The organism is Geomonas sp. (assembly GCF_056994735.1).
In genome coordinates, this window is the sequence record NZ_JBXKJL010000458.1 from 21,932 (window position 1) to 38,440 (window position 16,509).

Consider the following 16,509-nt stretch of genomic DNA (forward strand, 5'->3'; position numbering starts at 1 on the left):
CCATGTACCTTAACTTTTACAACCTGAGCAAGGAGCCATTCCAGATTACTCCTGATCCGGCCTTTCTCTTTCTCAGCCCCGGTCACAGAGAGGCGCTGGCCTCCATAATGTACGGCGTGGAGAAAAAGAAAGGGTTTGTGCTGATAGTAGGTGCTGTGGGGGTTGGAAAAACCACAATCCTCAGGGCATACCTCGAGAAGGCAGAAAAAGAAAAGCTGAGAGCGATATACCTCTTTAATTCGAATATCTCCTACCAGAACCTTTTGAAATATATCCTGAGAGAACTGGGGATAGTGCCGCAATCCGACGGTATCTTCGAGATGGTGAATCAGATTTACGAGGCCCTGATTGAGGAGTACAAGCAGGGGCGCAACGTCCTGCTGCTCATCGACGAGGCGCAGAACATGCCGATAGACACACTGGAAAACCTGCGCATGCTTTCGAATCTGGAGACCGCTACGGAGAAGCTGATACAGATCGTATTCAGCGCCCAGTCCGAGTTCGAAAAGACCCTTAACCTGGAAGAATTGAAACAGCTCAAGCAGAGGGTGGCGGTGAAGGCTGTCATTTCACCGCTGACGGCTGCTGAGAGCCGGACCTACATTGAGCACCGGTTGAAAACGGCTGCGGAAAAAGAATCAGACATCTTCACCAAGTGTGCCTTGAACCAGATCATCAGAACCGCCAAGGGGATACCGAGGGTGATCAACGTCCTCTGCGACAACTGCCTTATTACCGCCTTCGGATACGGTAAGAAAAAGGTGGACCTCAGGGTTGTTCGGGAGATAACGCGGGATTTCAGCATCCAGAGACCTTTGTATGTCAAGTCTGCTGTGTGCCTTCTTGTCGTGGTCGCAGTAGCCGTTGGCGGCTACCTACGCCTTGGCAAACCGGCCCCGCTAGGGGCACGGATGCTGCCTGCGCAGGTGATGAAGATTCCGGATCGAGAGGGGGGCGCGCCAAAGACCGCATCGAGCCAAACCAGCTCTGCCGCGGAAACCGCATACGTCCACAAGGTGGTTGTGAAGGGGGATACTCTGGCAAAACTAATCGTGGACGTCTACGGCAAGGTCGATCCCAGGATGATCAGGCTGGTGAAGAAGGCGAACCCTCATATCAATGATGAAAATGTCATAATCGAAGGGGGGAGGATTGCTTTCCCGGTCAACAAGAAAGAGCTCCCTCAATGACAAGACATGGTAGGGGCCAGCGGTCGGCCGTTGTAGCAACAGGAGATGGCGATGAGCAACATATATGAAGCCTTGAAACAGTCTTCCCGCGAGAGAGCGAAGCCTGGCGTCACCCCTCAAATCGCCATGCCGGCGCATACCACCCGGGCACTAGCCCTCGATGATGAAATGGCCTCATTGCACCAGCAAGTGGAGACCATGCTCCCGGAGAGCAGCAACAAGCTGATCCAGTTCATCAGTTCCCGCCGGGGAGAAGGCGTCTCCACCATCGTGCGGCAATTCGCGAAGACTGCCGTCGAGCGCTACGGAAAATCCGTCCTGGTGCTGGACTCTGCATACCAGGATCCCGCCCGGAAGATCAACTTCAACGTTACCTGCGAGTTCGGGTGGCTCGACCTGCTGGAGAAGGGGGAGTTGGATGAAAAGGCGCTCTTCCGGTTTGGTGACACCAACCTTTTCTTTGCCCCCATTTCCTTCAAGGCTTCGCTGGTGACGCCCCTGAAAGGTCTGTCGGCGACTGCCGAGCTCTGGACCAAGCTTAAGGAGAGGTTCGATCTCATACTGATCGACTCGTCATCGGATGCCAACAGCGCGGAAAGCATTGCCGTCTCGCGCAACGTCGACGGCGTAGTCGTGGTAATAGAAGCTGACAAGACGCCGCGCCGCGTGGTCAGAAATCTGGTCAGAAGGATTTCCGATAACGGTGGGATAGTCATAGGCGCAGTCCTTAACAGGCGCCGGTATCATATACCCCGTTTCTTGTACCACAAGCTATGACCACCAAACCTGCTCTCACCCCCCTTACTCTGCTGCGGGTAATCACTTGCGGGTTAGACATGAAAAAGATCTGGATCGACTTGGACAACACCCCCCACATCCCGTTTTTTAGGCCGATAATCGACCAGCTTAACGAGCGAGGGTACCAGCTGAAGATAACTGCCCGCGATGCCTTCCAGGTCTACGACCTGGCTGACTACTTCCACTTGAAGTATCAGCGCATCGGGCGCCATTACGGCAAGAGCAAGCTGATGAAGGTGGTTGGGTCGATGGTCAGGGCCCTGCAGCTAGCCCTCGTGATGCGCCAGGAGAAGCCAGCCCTGGCGGTATCTCACGGCTCGAGGACACAGCTCCTTGCCGCTGCCATCCTGGGAATACCTTCGGTGATGATTTACGACTACGAATACGCCAAGGGGCTGGTCTGCCTGCACCCCTCACTGGTCATGGTCCCTGAGGTCATACCGGACAGCATCCTTGCCCGCTGGAAGGCCGCGATATACAAGTATCCAGGGATAAAGGAGGACGTCTATGTCCCCGGGTTCACCCCCGATCCCGCCATCCAGGATGATCTCTGTATCGCACCCGATGCTGTGCTGATAACGATCCGCCCGCCGGCCGATGAAGCCCACTACCACAGCTACAAAAGCCAGGACCTTTACGTTGCGCTGATGGGCTACCTGGCCGAAAAGCCAGAGGTCAGGATGGTCTTGCTGCCCCGGAACAAAAAACAGGAGGAGTATGCCAGGGCATCCTGGCCTGATCTGATCCAGCAAAGAAAGATCATCATCCCTGACCGTGCTATGGACGGCTTGAATCTTATCTGGTTCTCCGATCTGGTCGTCAGTGGCGGCGGGACTATGAACCGTGAAGCTGCCGCACTCGGGGTTCCGGTTTACAGCATCTTCCGTAGTCAGATCGGGGCGGTCGACAGGTATCTCGCCGAAAGCGGGAGGCTGGTCCTCCTGGAAAGTCCCGATGATTTCCAGACCAAGCTGGTTCTGTCAAGGCGTGACAAGGAGCGGCAGGCGTGCCCCAATTCCAGCCGCGCTCTTGACGGAATTGTGGGAAAAATCGTCGAGGTGACGGAGTCGGTGTGACCCAAGGGAGCGAAGCCCCATGCTGATCCACCTCATATGTGCGGCCAGGCCCAACTTCGTCAAGATTGCCCCCCTTTATCGCGCATTGAAAAAGGAGAGTTGGGCCGTGCCGGTGATCGTTCACACCGGCCAGCACTACGATCACAACATGTCCGGTGCTTTCTTCGACGATCTCGGGCTGCCGGCACCGCAGGTCAATCTGGGGGTAGGCAGTGGCTCCCATGCCGAGCAGACCGGGAAAGTCATGATCTGTTATGAGCAGGTGCTGAACAGCGAGAGGCCGGATCTGGTCGTGGTGGTCGGTGACGTCAATTCGACCATGGCGGCCACAATAACTGCCGTGAAGCTTGGCATAGCTGTGGCGCACCTGGAGGCCGGGCTGAGGTCCTTCGACCGGACCATGCCTGAGGAGATCAACCGCCTTGTTACCGATGCCCTGGCGGATATGCTTTGGACACCCTCTCGTGATGCCGATGAAAACCTGTTCAAGGAGGGGGTGGCGCCCCACAAGATCAGCATGGTTGGCAACATCATGATCGACTCGCTGGAGATGCTGAGGGAACCGATCGAGCGTCAGCAGGCGTATCTGGATTTCGGGCTGGAGGCCGGTAGCTACGGAGTCGTCACCCTCCATCGCCCATCCAATGTTGACGACCCGACCGTCCTTTCCGAGATCTGTGTCACCCTCCGGGAAATCGCAGATAAGATTCCCCTGGTATTCCCGGTCCATCCTAGAACCAGGCAGAGGATAGGGGCGATGGCGCTCCTTTCCGGAGTCGAGCAAACGGGGAGACTCTTACTACCTGAACCTTTGAGCTACCTCCGCTTCATGAACCTGGTGTTTAACAGTCGCCTGGTGATAACGGATTCGGGCGGTATCCAGGAAGAGACCAGCTATATAGGTGTTCCTTGCCTCACCCTGCGGGAGAATACCGAAAGGCCCATTACCATCACCCATGGCACCAACCAGTTGTGCCGTCTGGGCCAGTTGAAGGAAAAGATCAAAGAGGTCCTTTCGGGTCAGGCTCCCCGGCGAAAAGAGTTGGAGCTTTGGGACGGGAAAACAGCGGAGCGGGTAGTCGCTATCGTGCGTGCCATGGCTATTGACTCGGGTGCGAGGGGCCCCAACACTCGGGCCTGAAGGCGGGGCTGCTATCGCTGAAATTGCGGGGACTTCTATGACAGAGGTGGGTAGTGGCTGCCTTGGCGCCGGCAGGATCAGGAAACATGCTGAGGGGCTTCTCGCCTACTGCCGGGAAAACGACTGGTCCGGCAATGATCCCTATGATGCCCTTAACAGCCGGCTCTTCAACGTTACCCCCTTCAAGTATTCAAGAATCTGCAGAATTGCCTACCTGCAATTTCTCAAGCGGCTACCTCTCAACATCCGCCCGCTCCTCCTGATCGCAGAAGAAGCAAACGCAAAGGCCGCAGCGCTTTTCCTGTCCGCCTCTCTGGAACTCGCCAGGCACGGATGCGCGGAAGCCGAAGGCGTGGTTCCATTGATGATCGAGAGGCTCATCGCCCTTCGCTCCCCCGGGACCCGTTACTGGTGCTGGGGGTACAATTTCCCCTGGCAGACCAGAACGGTCCTGGTTCCTAAGGGGGCACCCAACCTGGTTTCGACGGTCTTCGTGGCCGACGCGCTGCTTCAGGTCTATGACGCGTACGGTGATGAGCGCTGCCTGGAAATGGCACTCAGCGCCGCCCATTACCTGGTCGACCAGCTTTATTGGAGCGAGCGCGACGGCAGTGCAGGCTTCAGCTATCCGGTCCCTGGACTGCAGACCCGTGTGCACAACGCCAACTTCTTGGCAGCGGCCTTCCTTTGCAGGATCAATGGCCTATCCGTTGATCGTCAATTCCTGAAACCCGCTCTGGACGCCGCCAGGTACTCGGCCTCTCGACAGCAACCCGACGGCTCATGGCACTACGGAGAAGGTAGCAAGCAGCAGTGGATCGATAACTTCCACACCGGCTACAACCTATGCGCTTTGCACAATATCTGCACCTGCCTCCCAACGTCCGAGTTCGAGCCCGCTGTGAGGCGCGGATTTGCCTTCTATCGGCGGCACTTTTTCAGGGAGGATGGTGCTGTCCGCTATTTCCACAACAGGACCTACCCTATCGACACCCACTGTGTCGCCCAGAGCATCATCACCCTGGTCACTCTGAAGCATCTTCACCCGGAAAATGTGGAGGTGGCCAGGCGCGTCATCGAATGGGCCACCACGAACATGTGGAACAAAAAAGGCTACTTCTACTACCAGATCCTGCCTCTGGTTACCAACAGGAACTCCTACATGAGGTGGTCGCAGGCATGGATGCTTCTTGCCCTGGCCACTTACTTGGGTGCCACCGCCGGCGTTAGCTGCAGTGAAATGCCTGCTATCCATGATGAGGCGGATGAGGTGTCGCACAGACACCAGGCTAACCAGCACTCAGACCTGAAGTCGGACTCTGGCGACTAGCTATGCTCGAAGATCACAAGTCCAGCATCCTGAGCGATCTGCTCCGGTACGTCCCGCAGATCATAGTGCCTGCTCTGCTTGCTTTTCTATCGGTGCCAGTTTACACCAGGCTCTTTAATCCCTCGGTCTATGGTGATTTCAATATCGTCAGGGTTTCCAATACCCTCCTTGATAAAGCCAGCGGCTGGATCGGCTGTTCTCTGACAAGATACTACAATGAATACGCAAAACGAAATGAGCTCGGGGCGATCCTGAGTACCATCATCAACCTGAATGCCGTGGTGGGACTTCTCTTCACAGTGCCAGCGCTCCTTCTGCTTGCAGTGTTCGACATGACACCAGAGCTGAAGAACCTGTTCAAGATTGGTCTCGCCCTATTCGTGGTGTCGCTCTTTTATCACACCTTGACCAATGTTCTGCGGATGGAAAGAAAGATCAATCTCGTGTCTATCTTTGTCATGTCCTCGTCAGTCGCTTCCTTTGCATTGAGTCTTGCACTTATCATCTTTCTGGGAATGAGTATCGAGTCCGTCCTGATTGCCAATGTTGCCGTTTACCTGATTTTGTTCCCTTTTTTGTGGAGGACCTCGATTTCGGGGATCTTCCGCATGCGTCTGCACATCGATTCCGGACTGGTAAAAAGATTCACCACCTATGGCGTGCCACTAACGATTAGCAGCATGGGCGTCTGGATACTGGACCTGTCGGACCGCTATGTCATCAAGATGATGCTGAACAGTTACGAGGTTGGGGTGTACTCCGCCTGTTATAACATTGCCTGGAACTCACTCTTCCTGGTGGTCAATATTTTTTTCATGATGGAAGAGCCTTTGGGGATGAAGATCTTTGCCAAGGAAGGCAAGGAGGCCTTGGCGCGATTTGTCAGCTGCGAGACGAGGCTTTTTCTGATGGTGATAGTACCGCTTACCGCGTTGCTGTGCTTTTACCGCAAGGAGGTCCTGTCGCTGATGGTTGCCAGTAAATACGCAGTCGGTTCAGCCATAGTGCCTTATGTGGCAGCAAGCGTTATAGCCGTCGGGCTGGCATACAAGTACCAGCTCGGTATCCTGGCGATGGAAAGGACCAAGACCTTGATGAGCGTGGTTCTCGTTTCGGGAGGGGCAAACATACTACTGAACATCCTGCTGGTGCCACGAGTCGGCATACTCGGCGCCGGTATTGCCACGCTTGCCTCCTACATCCTTTATTTGCTCCTGATCGTTTTGTCAGCCAGGAAGATTTTTAGATGGGACTTCCCGCTGAAGTCGTCACTCAGGATAACCGCCTCGGCGATACTAGCCGTCTACGGGTTCGGACTGCTGTTGCCGGTATCCACTGTGCTATTGAAGGTTGTGATGGCAGTTCTTTCTGTTGCTCTGTACATGATAATGCTGAGGCTGTCCAGAGAGATCGACGAGGCGGAGATGTCCAGTGCTAAAGGATTTATCAGGAAGTGGACCAGGAAGGCATATGCATCGACCGGCGACTAACATTAAAAAAATCCACTTCATACACCACTTCATGCTGCCGGGAGGAGTGGAAAGGCAACTCTATTACCTGGTGAACGGACTCGCGGCTTCCCACCAGGTGACTCTCATGCTTTGCGAGCCAAAAGGGGCTTTCCTCGATTTCATTGACCATGGCGTTTCCGTTCTGGACCTGCAGACGCCGTATCGACACCGGCTTCAGCTTCGCCTGTTGCTGCGGATGGTGAAAGTTCTGAAAAGGGAGCATCCGGATGTCCTGATCAGCTTTCACGGAAAATTCCACTGGCTGGCTGTAATAGCGGGAGCCCTGACAGGGATAAAGACTCTCTGTGTCTTCCCCGGCTACATCGCGAGGGGGTTGCTCTGGAGGGCGCACAGGGCTTTCTTTCACAGGGCTGACGGCCTTCTTGCCGTCTCGTGCAGCGTCAGAAACAGCCTGATAGAGAATCTGCAGATTTCAGGGGAGAGGATTTCCGTCATTGAAAACGCCATTGATACATCGAAGATCCTGGACATGTCCGCCGAAGAGTTGACTCCCGTAGAACATGACTATTTCGAAAGGGGAGCAGTCATCGTTAGCATCGGGCGTCTGGCCAAAGGAAAGGGGTTCGATGACCTGGTGGCGGCAATGCGTGGCGTTGAAAAGGAGTGTACGGTAATCATTTTGGGAGACGGACCTGAAAGAGGCCATCTTGAGGAACTGATCGGGAAAAGCGGCCTTGACGGCAGGGTCTTCCTGCTGGGCAACCAGGTGAATCCTTACAAGTTTCTAAAAAGAGGCGCCTTCTTCGTGCTTGCCTCGGAGTCGGAAGGCCTGCCGACCGTCGTTCTCGAGGCCATGTGGCTCGGTGTCCCCTGCATCTGCACCAGGTACCGGGGTGGGACAGAGGGCGTGATCAGCCACGGGGAAACGGGTTACCTCGTTGAGCGAAACGATCCCGAAGGCCTGGCAGAAGCCATAGATTTATTCCTGTCTCCGGAATCAGGACCGATGAAGGAAGCCATGGTCAAGGCTGGAAAGGCGTTGGTTCAGGAGAAGTTCTGTATAAGCAGATACGTCGCGCACTACAACCGGTACCTGGAACAGCTGACGGATCATCGCTGAAGAGGCTGTTGTCGCCCCTGGGGCGGGAAGGACTTCAAGATGCTATCTTCGACGGCCGTATACTTCGCAGTCTTTATCGTGATTACCCTCGTTGCAGTGATCACCGTACATCACTTCAATATCGACAGCACGAAGTTGATCCTGCTGACGCTCGTCTCGATATTCTTTCCCTTAAACCTCCAGTTTCTCGGCAGGGATGCGGTGACTACCGGTGGAATCCTGATCCTCGTTTCCTATGCCTTGTTCGTTGTACAGTCTCTCAAGGATCGTACCCCGATAGTGAGGAACAACGACTGGCTACTTTACACCCTCATTATCCTCGGCGCTGTATCTAATGGTCTGGCTATTGAGTACGGAGATGTGGCGGTTGAAGACATCGGCCCCATCATGAGACAGTACTTTTCCTTCACGACTTCACTGCTGTTTTTCATGGTGGTAAAGAACGTGGTTCAGAACCTGGGGCTCAAGGACCGCTCCTCCGCCGTGGCTATGATTCAGAAACTCTTCAGCTTCCTCGTAGTCCTGACTGCGGCACACGTAGTGATCTCGATGTTGAACAAGTACCTCCCTTTCACAAACGACTGGGTGGCTTTTTTCTATCCAAAAGAGGCAGAAGCATTGGCTCCCGAGGGACAAGATCGCATCCGGAGTTTCGTCTTCGGGTACGAGTATTACGCCGAGATGCTGGCAGCCTTGACCCCGTTGGCGATCTACAAGATAGCAACCACCAGAAATCCGTGCTGGTTTGCATGCCTGGCCATCTTCTCCTATGGCGTGTTCCTGTCCGTTACCAGGTCCGGAATAATGCTGTTCATTGTCGGGTTGGCATTGTCCGTCCTGTATCAGTTCAGGAGAAAGGTGGTTGCAGGTGCCGTGGTTATCTCAGCGCTGGCCGGGATTCTGATGATCTTTGTCATGGTCTATCCGCAGGGCATAGATGAGGTCATGGACAGATTTTCCATGGCGGGAGACGTCTATGTATCGGGCGGCAGCATTTTCGACACCATCAACAGGGGGAATTTCCCCGAGATATGGGATCAGGTTAATTCCGAACTCAACCTGTACGGCCACAGCATGCTACGGATCGACTTTCACAACCTTTTTCTGACGACACTGCACCAGATGGGGGTCGTCGGAGCCTTCCTTTTCTTCCTGGCCCTGCTGTATCCTCCGGTTCTTTTGGTCAAAAGCTTCCTCGGAGACCGGACCAACGACAAGCCTCTCACCTTTGCCTGCCTCTTATTCGTCTCGGTGTTTCTGATCAACGAAACCAAAGTCGAGTTCACCAGGTCCGCAAGTTACAGCCAGCTCTGCTGGATAATGTTCGCTTTGTGTTTCCTCGTCTCGAAGCTGACAGAGAAACAGCCTGGCGGAGCTGAGATGACGTGGGAGAAGAGACGTGCTGTACGGACAGAAGTCAAAGGGATGGTGGTGAACCATGGCGAGCCATAGAGGAATCATCTTTGTAACCTCGATTAACATGTCCAAACATTCGGCTGCAGTCGTCAATATCATGGAGATGTGCAATGCCTTTGCGAAGTCTGGGGCAAAGGTCATACTGGTTGCACCTGAAATCAACACCACTACCGACAAATTGTTCGAATACTACAGGGTGCAGTATCCTTTCGAATTCCGTCGAGTCACGTTGCCGCCACTTTTTGCCCGTGGCACGGTGCCTGGGTGCGCAATGGTCTTCGCCACGCTGTCGGCAGGACTCGTTCTCGGGCTTGCCAAGGAACATACCATCTACTCCAGGGATCCCTGGATTTTCACAATCCTCGCCTTCTTGACCGGCAAGTGCTGCTTCTTTGAGAGCCACCAGTTCAGGTTCCGCTCCAGAGTGCAGACCTTCATCTACCGATTCATTATCGGGCAAGGCATGAGAAGAGAAAATGCACGCATGATCTGTATTTCCGCCACATTGAAGAGCCATTGGGAGGGATATGGAATCGAGCCCGGGAAAATGGTGGTGGTGCATGACGCGGCAAACCCCGACCACTACTGCTCCGCGATCTCGAAAACTGAAGCGAGGAAAGAGCTGCGATTACCGGCAGATAGGCCAATAGTTGCATATACGGGGAGTTTGCTGCCGAGCAAGGGGGTCGACGTCCTGGTGAGATGCGCCAACAGGATCCCTGACGTCTCATTCGTGGTGGTCGGTGGGGAAAAAAGCCAGATCGAGGAACTGCAGAAGCTTTGCACCAAGGACAACGTCATCTTCACCGGCCACTGCCCTCCTCGTCTAATCCCTGTCTATCAAGCAGCTGCCGATGTCCTGGCCCTGCCCAATACCCATGGCGGTAACATAGACGACGTGACATCGCCGATGAAGCTCTTCGAGTACATGGCTGCGGAGCGGCCAATCGTTGCGACGGATATGCCGAGTCTGATGGAAGTACTGCAGCACGATAAAAACGCCCTGATAAGCCCGGCCGGCGATGATTACCAGTTGTCGAGAAATGTGGAGCGACTTGTACGGGAGGCCGGTATAGGGGCAAGACTCGCGACGAGTGCCAAAAATGAGTTGAAAAACTATACGTGGGATGAGCGGGTAAGCAAGATAACCAGCATGTTGCCACCATAAGGCGGGGTAGGTCATGAAACAGCAAAAGGTCGTCATGGTGGGGCCTGCCCTCGATGATCTGGGCGGCATATCCAGGGTGGTCAAAACCTGGTACGACAGCGGTTTTTTCACCCGGCATGACGTCATATACCTGCCAACAACTTCAGTCACGCATCGTAACCTCCTGGCCTTGCTGAGGGCCTTCTCGAGGTATCTCCTGTGTCTCACGCTGTACGATAGCGTGGTTTATGTCCACACTTCCTCACGCTACGGCTTTTATCGTAAAGCCATCTTCCTTTCGGCTGGTGCATTGCTGAGAGCGAAGGTGTTGCTGCATGTTCATCCCACTCATTTTCGCGATTTTCTTCAGGAGTTGACAGGCGTAAAGAGGGCATTGGTGTCTTACTTGCTTCATAGGGTGACAGCATTCGCCGTGTTGACAGAGTCCATGGCCGAATTCATTCAGGAGCGGTTTCCTCAAAAGCCGGTATATGTATTACCCAACGCCATAAACGTCAAAGGGTACCGGTGCAATGGAGCCGTACACCGCCAGGACAACAACCTTCTCTATCTGGGATGGTATGTAAGGGCCAAAGGGGTGTATGACCTGGTCGACTCCATCGAGCTCATGGTAGGACGAGGGGAAGACGTCAACGTCGACTTTTACGGAACAAAGGAAGTAGCCGACCTGCAACGATATGTGGAGTCAAAAAATCTCCAGTCCCGCATCAAGATTCACGGCTGGATAGGGCAGGAAGAAAAGCTCCAGGCCCTCTACACACACTCTTTGCTGGTATTGCCTTCCTACTCCGAGGGGATGCCCAATGTAATCCTCGAAGCAATGGCAACAAGGATTCCCATTGTCTCCACTTCGGTAGGGGGCCTGCAGGAGGTTTTGGTAGACGGAGAAAATGCGGTCGTAGTGAAGGCCGGTGATCCCAACGACCTAGCTGAAAAGATCTCGAACCTGTTGAAGGACGGTGAGTTAAGGAAGAGGATTTCCGAAAAGGCTTTCGAAGAGGTCAATACCCGCTTCGATGCCGACGTCATCAGGGCCAAGTTCTTCAAAATCCTTGCTGACGTTACGTCCCGGTGAAGGAGGGGCCTATGAAGCAATTCACCCAGAAACTGAAAAACGGCGAAATGAAGGTGCTCGATGTACCTTTCCCGTCTGTGGCCAAAGGACATATCCTGGTCAGGAACTACTACTCCCTCGTCAGCGCTGGTACGGAGGGAAGTCGAGCCCAGGCTGCCAGGAAGGGGTACCTTGCCAAGGCTAAAGAGAGACCCCAGCAGTTCAAGCAGGTATTGGCCTCCGTCAAAACCCAGGGGCTGGCGAAGACGTACCAGGCCGTCATGCAAAAGCTCGATGTATTCGGTCCCGTCGGGACGTCCTCTGCCGGTGAGGTGATCGGTGTCGGAGCCGGGGTTGAACATATAAAGGTTGGAGACTTCGTGGCCTGTGCCGGTGGAGGTGCTTGTCACGCGGAAATCGTGGAAGTCGCCCTCAACCTCTGCGTCAAGCTGGACCCCGGTACCGACCTTAAAAGCGCCGCTTACAACACCCTCGGAGCCATTGCCCTGCAAGGGATTAGGCAAGCCGACCTGCGGCTCGGGGAAACCTGCGCCGTGATAGGGCTGGGGCTCCTAGGGCAGCTGACCGCGCTCATGCTGAGGGCTTCCGGCGTCAGGGTCATCGGCATAGATGTCTCCGATGACAAGATTGCCATCGCTGCCGACCACTGTGTCGATCTCGGCTTCAACAGGGGGATGGCCGGCATAGAAAGCAGGATCATGGAGTTTTGCGACGGCTGCGGGTGTGATGCGGTGATCATCACGGCTGGATCTGCCTCAGTGGACCCGATAAACTTTGCCGGGGCCATCTCCAGGAAAAAAGGAGTTGTCGTCGTGGTCGGGATGACGCCCACAGGTTTTGACAGGGAGCCCCACTACTACAACAAGGAACTCGAGCTCAAGATGTCCTGTTCCTACGGGCCGGGCCGGTATGATGCGAGCTATGAGCAACGCGGCATCGACTATCCCTTTGGTTATGTCAGGTGGACCGAAAACAGGAACATGAAGGCCTTTCAGGAACTGATCCGCAGTGGAAGAATCGACCTCGGCTACCTGACCACCCATGTGTTCAAGCTCGAGGATGCTTCAAAAGCATACGACCTCATCGTGGAAAAGAAGGAGCCGTATGTCGGGATACTGATCGAATACCAGGCACAGAAGCCTCTGGACGATCGCGTGACCCTGTGCTCCTACCGAAAGGATGCAGGCGGCCCAGTAAAGATAGGCTTTATTGGTGCCGGTTCATATGCGCAGAAAGGGCTGATACCGTACCTGCCGAAAGAGTGTCTAGTGGGAGTAATGACTTCTTCCGCCCTGAGCTCGCGGTCGGTGGCAGACCGGTACGGATTCCACTTCTGTACCTGTACGGAGAGCGAAATCCTGGAAAATGACGACATCAATACCGTCTTTATCGCCACGCGGCATGATTCCCACGCCGGTTACGTCAAGAAGGCCCTCAGCGCCGGGAAAAACCTCTTCGTCGAGAAACCGCTCTGCCTCACCCTAGCCGAGCTGATAGAAATACAAGAGATGTATTCGTCGCTTCGGCAGCAGTCATCGGTTCCCCGTCTGATGGTCGGGTTCAACAGAAGGTTCTCGCCATTGATAGGGGATCTGAAAGAAGCAGTGAAGGGAAGCCCCGTTGCCATGCTCTACAGGATCAACGCCGGCAGGATTCCTTCTGATTCCTGGATTCAGGACCCGGAGCTCGGCGGGGGGCGCATCCTCGGGGAGGTCTGCCACTTCGTGGACCTGCTCACCTTCATCAACGGTTCTCTGCCTGAAAGCCTGCACGCCCACACCATGGACACTGCCGAGAGCCTCAAAGACACTGTCAACATTTCGATCAAGTTCAGGAATGGATCGATCGGCGTCATCTCTTACTTTGCCAATGGTTCCTCCGCGGTCCCGAAGGAATACCTGGAGGTTCATGCCTACGGAACGACTGCGATCCTCGACGATTTCAAGTCCCTTACCGTTGATGGGAAGAGGGTGAGAAAGCTTTCGACCCAGGACAAAGGCCAAAGAGATCAGATGAGCAAGTTCCTGGCCTCCATTGCCGGGGGGGGGGAGGGCGCTATCCCGGTGGAGGAGATCTTCTCTTCGACTTTGGCGACCCTGGCGATACTGGAATCTCTCAAAAGTGGGCAGCCGGTTCTCGTCAGCATTGAGGGATGAATTGATGCCTACAGCAAGTTCCCGCGCCGATGCCCGTACTTGGGTAAATCAGTATGAATAGCTATCGCCTGTTTAAAAGCCTCGGCATGAGCATGGTGAGGTTCAGTGGCCTGCCCTGGCTTGTCCGGCAATTTTATGCCAGGAACAAGGTTGCCATACTGCTCTACCATGATCCTGCTCCGGAAATCCTGGAGAAGCACCTTTCATACCTGTCGAAGAGGTATCGTTTCATCTCCCTGGACCTGCTGGTTGAGGCGATCAACCAGCAGGACTGGTCCCTAATCCCCCCCCAAAGCATGGTCTTGACCCTGGACGACGGTCATGCCGGCAACTACCGGCTCCTGCATCTCTTCAGGAAATACAGCGTGGTCCCTACCATCTATCTCTGCACGCGGATTATCGACAGCCACCGTCGTTTCTGGTGGAAAAGCGCCGGAAAGGACGCTGCGGGATTAAAGCGCTTCTCCAACACCGCCCGCCTGCGGGTGCTGAAAGAATCGTATCAGTTCACGGTGGATCACGAATCTTCGGACCGTCAGGCGCTGAACATGGCCGAGTTGTCGGAGATGAGCGCTTTCGCGGATTTCGGAGCGCATACGCTGTACCATCCTGTGCTGACTACCTGCGTCGACGACGAGTGCATGGCCGAGATCGCTGAGTCAAAAAGAGATCTGGAGAAAATGTTCGGTAGGGACTGCAGGCATTTCAGCTATCCCAACGGCGACTACGGCGAAAGAGAGATCCGGTACGCGAAGGATGCTGGATACCTTTCGGCAAGGACCATAGACGCAGGCTGGAACGACAGCAATGCCGACCTCTTCCGGCTGAAAGCCCTCGGCATTGCCGACGATGCTTCCCTGACGGTGATGATAGCTCAGCTGACCGGTCTCCCCCTCTACCTCAAATACCTCTTTCAGGGCGGCCGCGGCGGAAAGTACCCGGGGGTAAAGCCGGATGAGCCTCAGCCTCCCGCCGCGACTCCCTTGAACTCGAGGAAACGATGGAAAAGAAAGCGCTCCTCTTACTAAACCTCATGGTGCTGATGTTGATTGCCTTGCCTTCAGCAGCCTTTGGGCGGGCGTATTTTGTGGACGCGACCGTCGGGGCCGACGAAAACGCCGGGACCCGGGGCGCCCCCTGGCGAAGTGTCGCCAGGGTCAACGATGCTTCATTGAAGCCGGGAGACGCCGTGTACTTCAAATGCGGCGAGAGGTGGGATTCCCTCCTTCGTCCCCTTTCCGGGTCGAACCGCCTCCCCATCACTTACGGCGGGTATGGCAGGGGGGGCAAGCCTAGTATTGGAGGTGCCTATCTCAAAGGTCAGAGCCATATACATTTAAGGGATGTAGAACTGCGAAGCAGTAACGACCGCTATCCTCTGCACCTCGACAACTCACACCATGTAACAGTCACCAACTGCAAGATAACCGCCGACAGCTCTTCAAAAGCCTATGCGGCACTGTACGTGACCTTTTCCCATCATAACAGGGTCGCCCGGTGCACGATCGAGCGCCGGAATACACGGTCGCAGGGCGATGCGGTCTATCTCAACCAGAACGCCGACTTCAATCTCTTTGAAGACAATGATATCGGGATGGCAACCCACTACTCGCTGTTTCTCCTGGGCGCGACAGCCTCTAATCCTGACGGCTCGGCTAACTACAACATCATCAGAGATAACAGGATCTTCAATACGGAAGGGGCTGCAGTCAGCGTCGTCTCGAATGCCGACCACAATTTAATCGAAGATAATGACATAAGGGGTGGGAAATCAACAGGCTTCAATTCCAATGCGGCCAGCAGTTTTCAGCTGCTGACAAAGAATAACATAGTGCGAAGGAACATAATCCGCGACAATGCCAGCCGAAACGGCTATGGCCTCCAGATGATCGCTTACCGCTATCACAATGACCCGCCCAACCAGATCATGAATAACTACATCTACAACAATGTGATCACGAACATCTACAGGTTCCCCGTGATCCTGGGGAACTATGAACCGCGGTTATGCCAGGTGAAGAACAACAAGCTCGCCAACAACGTGGTGTGCGGTAATGGCTCCTCACATCAAATAGTCGTAGAACGAGGCGACAACATAGCCGCTAATGCCTTCCGCAACAATATTATCTGTGAAGGGGAGGGGAAGAAGAACGTGCTGGTGAGGGGGAGGCCGTATGCTCTCCCGGAGACAGAGCTTGGCGTCTTGGATGTCTGGCGGGAGAACCTTTCTTCCGATCCAAAACTCGATGCGCGCTTCAGGCCTGCACCCGGTTCACCTGCCGTAGACGCGGGGACCTTCCTGACCGGAGTGACCAGCGCAAGTGGTTTTGGACGCTCCCTGGTGGTGGAAGACGCAGGATGGTTCTGTGACGGCTTTGGCATCTCCCCCGGAGACACCATTGTAATCGGAGCTTCAACCGCCGTCATTGCGAAGATCGACTATGGCTCGAATACCATCACCTTGAAGCGGGCAGTGTCGTGGAAATCAGGTGATCGGGTGAGCCTGCCGTACAGGGGGACGAGACCGGATATTGGAGTCTTCGAGTACGCTCCCGGCTGAGAACCGG

Annotated in this window: 13 protein-coding genes; all 13 read left to right on the forward strand. The window is 54.8% G+C overall.

Annotated features, from left to right (window positions below; genetic code table 11):
• Nucleotides 1-2 precede the first annotated feature (2 nt).
• The 13 genes from AC11W3_RS19665 to AC11W3_RS19725 all read left to right on the forward strand — a co-directional run bounded on the left by AC11W3_RS19665 (nt 3) and on the right by AC11W3_RS19725 (nt 16,502).
• A complete protein-coding gene (locus AC11W3_RS19665; RefSeq protein WP_484090745.1) occupies nt 3-1,190 on the forward strand; it encodes an AAA family ATPase in 1,188 nt (395 codons plus the stop codon).
• A gap of 51 nt (nt 1,191-1,241) precedes the next feature.
• Nucleotides 1,242-1,967 carry a P-loop NTPase family protein gene (locus AC11W3_RS19670; RefSeq protein ID WP_484090744.1) on the forward strand — a complete coding sequence of 242 codons (726 nt, stop codon included), beginning with the start codon at nt 1,242-1,244 and terminating at the stop codon, nt 1,965-1,967.
• 59 nt (nt 1,968-2,026) lie between these two features.
• Nucleotides 2,027-3,064 (forward strand): DUF354 domain-containing protein, encoded by a 1,038-nt coding sequence (locus AC11W3_RS19675; protein WP_484090743.1) that lies wholly within the window; start codon nt 2,027-2,029, stop codon nt 3,062-3,064.
• Nucleotides 3,065-3,083: 19 nt separating this feature from the next.
• Nucleotides 3,084-4,205: a non-hydrolyzing UDP-N-acetylglucosamine 2-epimerase gene (wecB, locus tag AC11W3_RS19680; protein WP_484090742.1), complete on the forward strand. Its 1,122-nt coding sequence runs from the start codon at nt 3,084-3,086 to the stop codon at nt 4,203-4,205.
• 37 nt (nt 4,206-4,242) lie between these two features.
• Nucleotides 4,243-5,535, forward strand: coding sequence for a hypothetical protein (locus AC11W3_RS19685; RefSeq protein WP_484090741.1), 1,293 nt, complete (start codon nt 4,243-4,245; stop codon nt 5,533-5,535).
• 2 nt (nt 5,536-5,537) lie between these two features.
• Nucleotides 5,538-7,025 (forward strand): oligosaccharide flippase family protein, encoded by a 1,488-nt coding sequence (locus AC11W3_RS19690; RefSeq protein WP_484090740.1) that lies wholly within the window; start codon nt 5,538-5,540, stop codon nt 7,023-7,025.
• On the forward strand, nt 6,967-8,127 hold the full coding sequence (locus tag AC11W3_RS19695; RefSeq protein ID WP_484093604.1) for a glycosyltransferase: 1,161 nt from the start codon (nt 6,967-6,969) through the stop codon (nt 8,125-8,127). Before AC11W3_RS19690 ends, AC11W3_RS19695 begins: the two co-directional genes overlap by 59 nt.
• A gap of 39 nt (nt 8,128-8,166) precedes the next feature.
• On the forward strand, nt 8,167-9,579 hold the full coding sequence (locus tag AC11W3_RS19700; RefSeq protein ID WP_484090738.1) for an O-antigen ligase family protein: 1,413 nt from the start codon (nt 8,167-8,169) through the stop codon (nt 9,577-9,579).
• Nucleotides 9,566-10,711 (forward strand): glycosyltransferase family 4 protein, encoded by a 1,146-nt coding sequence (locus AC11W3_RS19705; RefSeq protein ID WP_484090737.1) that lies wholly within the window; start codon nt 9,566-9,568, stop codon nt 10,709-10,711. Before AC11W3_RS19700 ends, AC11W3_RS19705 begins: the two co-directional genes overlap by 14 nt.
• 13 nt (nt 10,712-10,724) lie before the next feature.
• The gene (locus AC11W3_RS19710) at nt 10,725-11,786 is read left to right on the forward strand and encodes a glycosyltransferase family 4 protein (protein ID WP_484093605.1); all 1,062 of its coding nucleotides are present in this window, start codon (nt 10,725-10,727) and stop codon (nt 11,784-11,786) included.
• An 11-nt stretch (nt 11,787-11,797) separates the two neighbouring features.
• Nucleotides 11,798-13,942 carry a bi-domain-containing oxidoreductase gene (locus tag AC11W3_RS19715; RefSeq protein WP_484090735.1) on the forward strand — a complete coding sequence of 715 codons (2,145 nt, stop codon included), beginning with the start codon at nt 11,798-11,800 and terminating at the stop codon, nt 13,940-13,942.
• Nucleotides 13,943-14,028: 86 nt separating this feature from the next.
• Nucleotides 14,029-14,970: a polysaccharide deacetylase family protein gene (locus AC11W3_RS19720; RefSeq protein WP_484090734.1), complete on the forward strand. Its 942-nt coding sequence runs from the start codon at nt 14,029-14,031 to the stop codon at nt 14,968-14,970.
• Nucleotides 14,943-16,502 carry a right-handed parallel beta-helix repeat-containing protein gene (locus AC11W3_RS19725; protein ID WP_484090733.1) on the forward strand — a complete coding sequence of 520 codons (1,560 nt, stop codon included), beginning with the start codon at nt 14,943-14,945 and terminating at the stop codon, nt 16,500-16,502. The genes AC11W3_RS19720 and AC11W3_RS19725 overlap by 28 nt, the downstream gene beginning before the upstream one ends.
• Nucleotides 16,503-16,509: the final 7 nt, after the last annotated feature.

Coding starts and splice junctions, on each gene's coding strand:
- AC11W3_RS19665 (WP_484090745.1), top strand. CDS start 3: ATGTACCTTAACTTTTACAACCTGAGCAAGGAGCCATTCCAGATTACT.
- AC11W3_RS19670 (WP_484090744.1), top strand. CDS start 1,242: ATGAGCAACATATATGAAGCCTTGAAACAGTCTTCCCGCGAGAGAGCG.
- AC11W3_RS19675 (WP_484090743.1), top strand. CDS start 2,027: ATGAAAAAGATCTGGATCGACTTGGACAACACCCCCCACATCCCGTTT.
- wecB (WP_484090742.1), top strand. CDS start 3,084: ATGCTGATCCACCTCATATGTGCGGCCAGGCCCAACTTCGTCAAGATT.
- AC11W3_RS19685 (WP_484090741.1), top strand. CDS start 4,243: ATGACAGAGGTGGGTAGTGGCTGCCTTGGCGCCGGCAGGATCAGGAAA.
- AC11W3_RS19690 (WP_484090740.1), top strand. CDS start 5,538: ATGCTCGAAGATCACAAGTCCAGCATCCTGAGCGATCTGCTCCGGTAC.
- AC11W3_RS19700 (WP_484090738.1), top strand. CDS start 8,167: ATGCTATCTTCGACGGCCGTATACTTCGCAGTCTTTATCGTGATTACC.
- AC11W3_RS19705 (WP_484090737.1), top strand. CDS start 9,566: ATGGCGAGCCATAGAGGAATCATCTTTGTAACCTCGATTAACATGTCC.
- AC11W3_RS19710 (WP_484093605.1), top strand. CDS start 10,725: ATGAAACAGCAAAAGGTCGTCATGGTGGGGCCTGCCCTCGATGATCTG.
- AC11W3_RS19715 (WP_484090735.1), top strand. CDS start 11,798: ATGAAGCAATTCACCCAGAAACTGAAAAACGGCGAAATGAAGGTGCTC.
- AC11W3_RS19720 (WP_484090734.1), top strand. CDS start 14,029: ATGAGCATGGTGAGGTTCAGTGGCCTGCCCTGGCTTGTCCGGCAATTT.
- AC11W3_RS19725 (WP_484090733.1), top strand. CDS start 14,943: ATGGAAAAGAAAGCGCTCCTCTTACTAAACCTCATGGTGCTGATGTTG.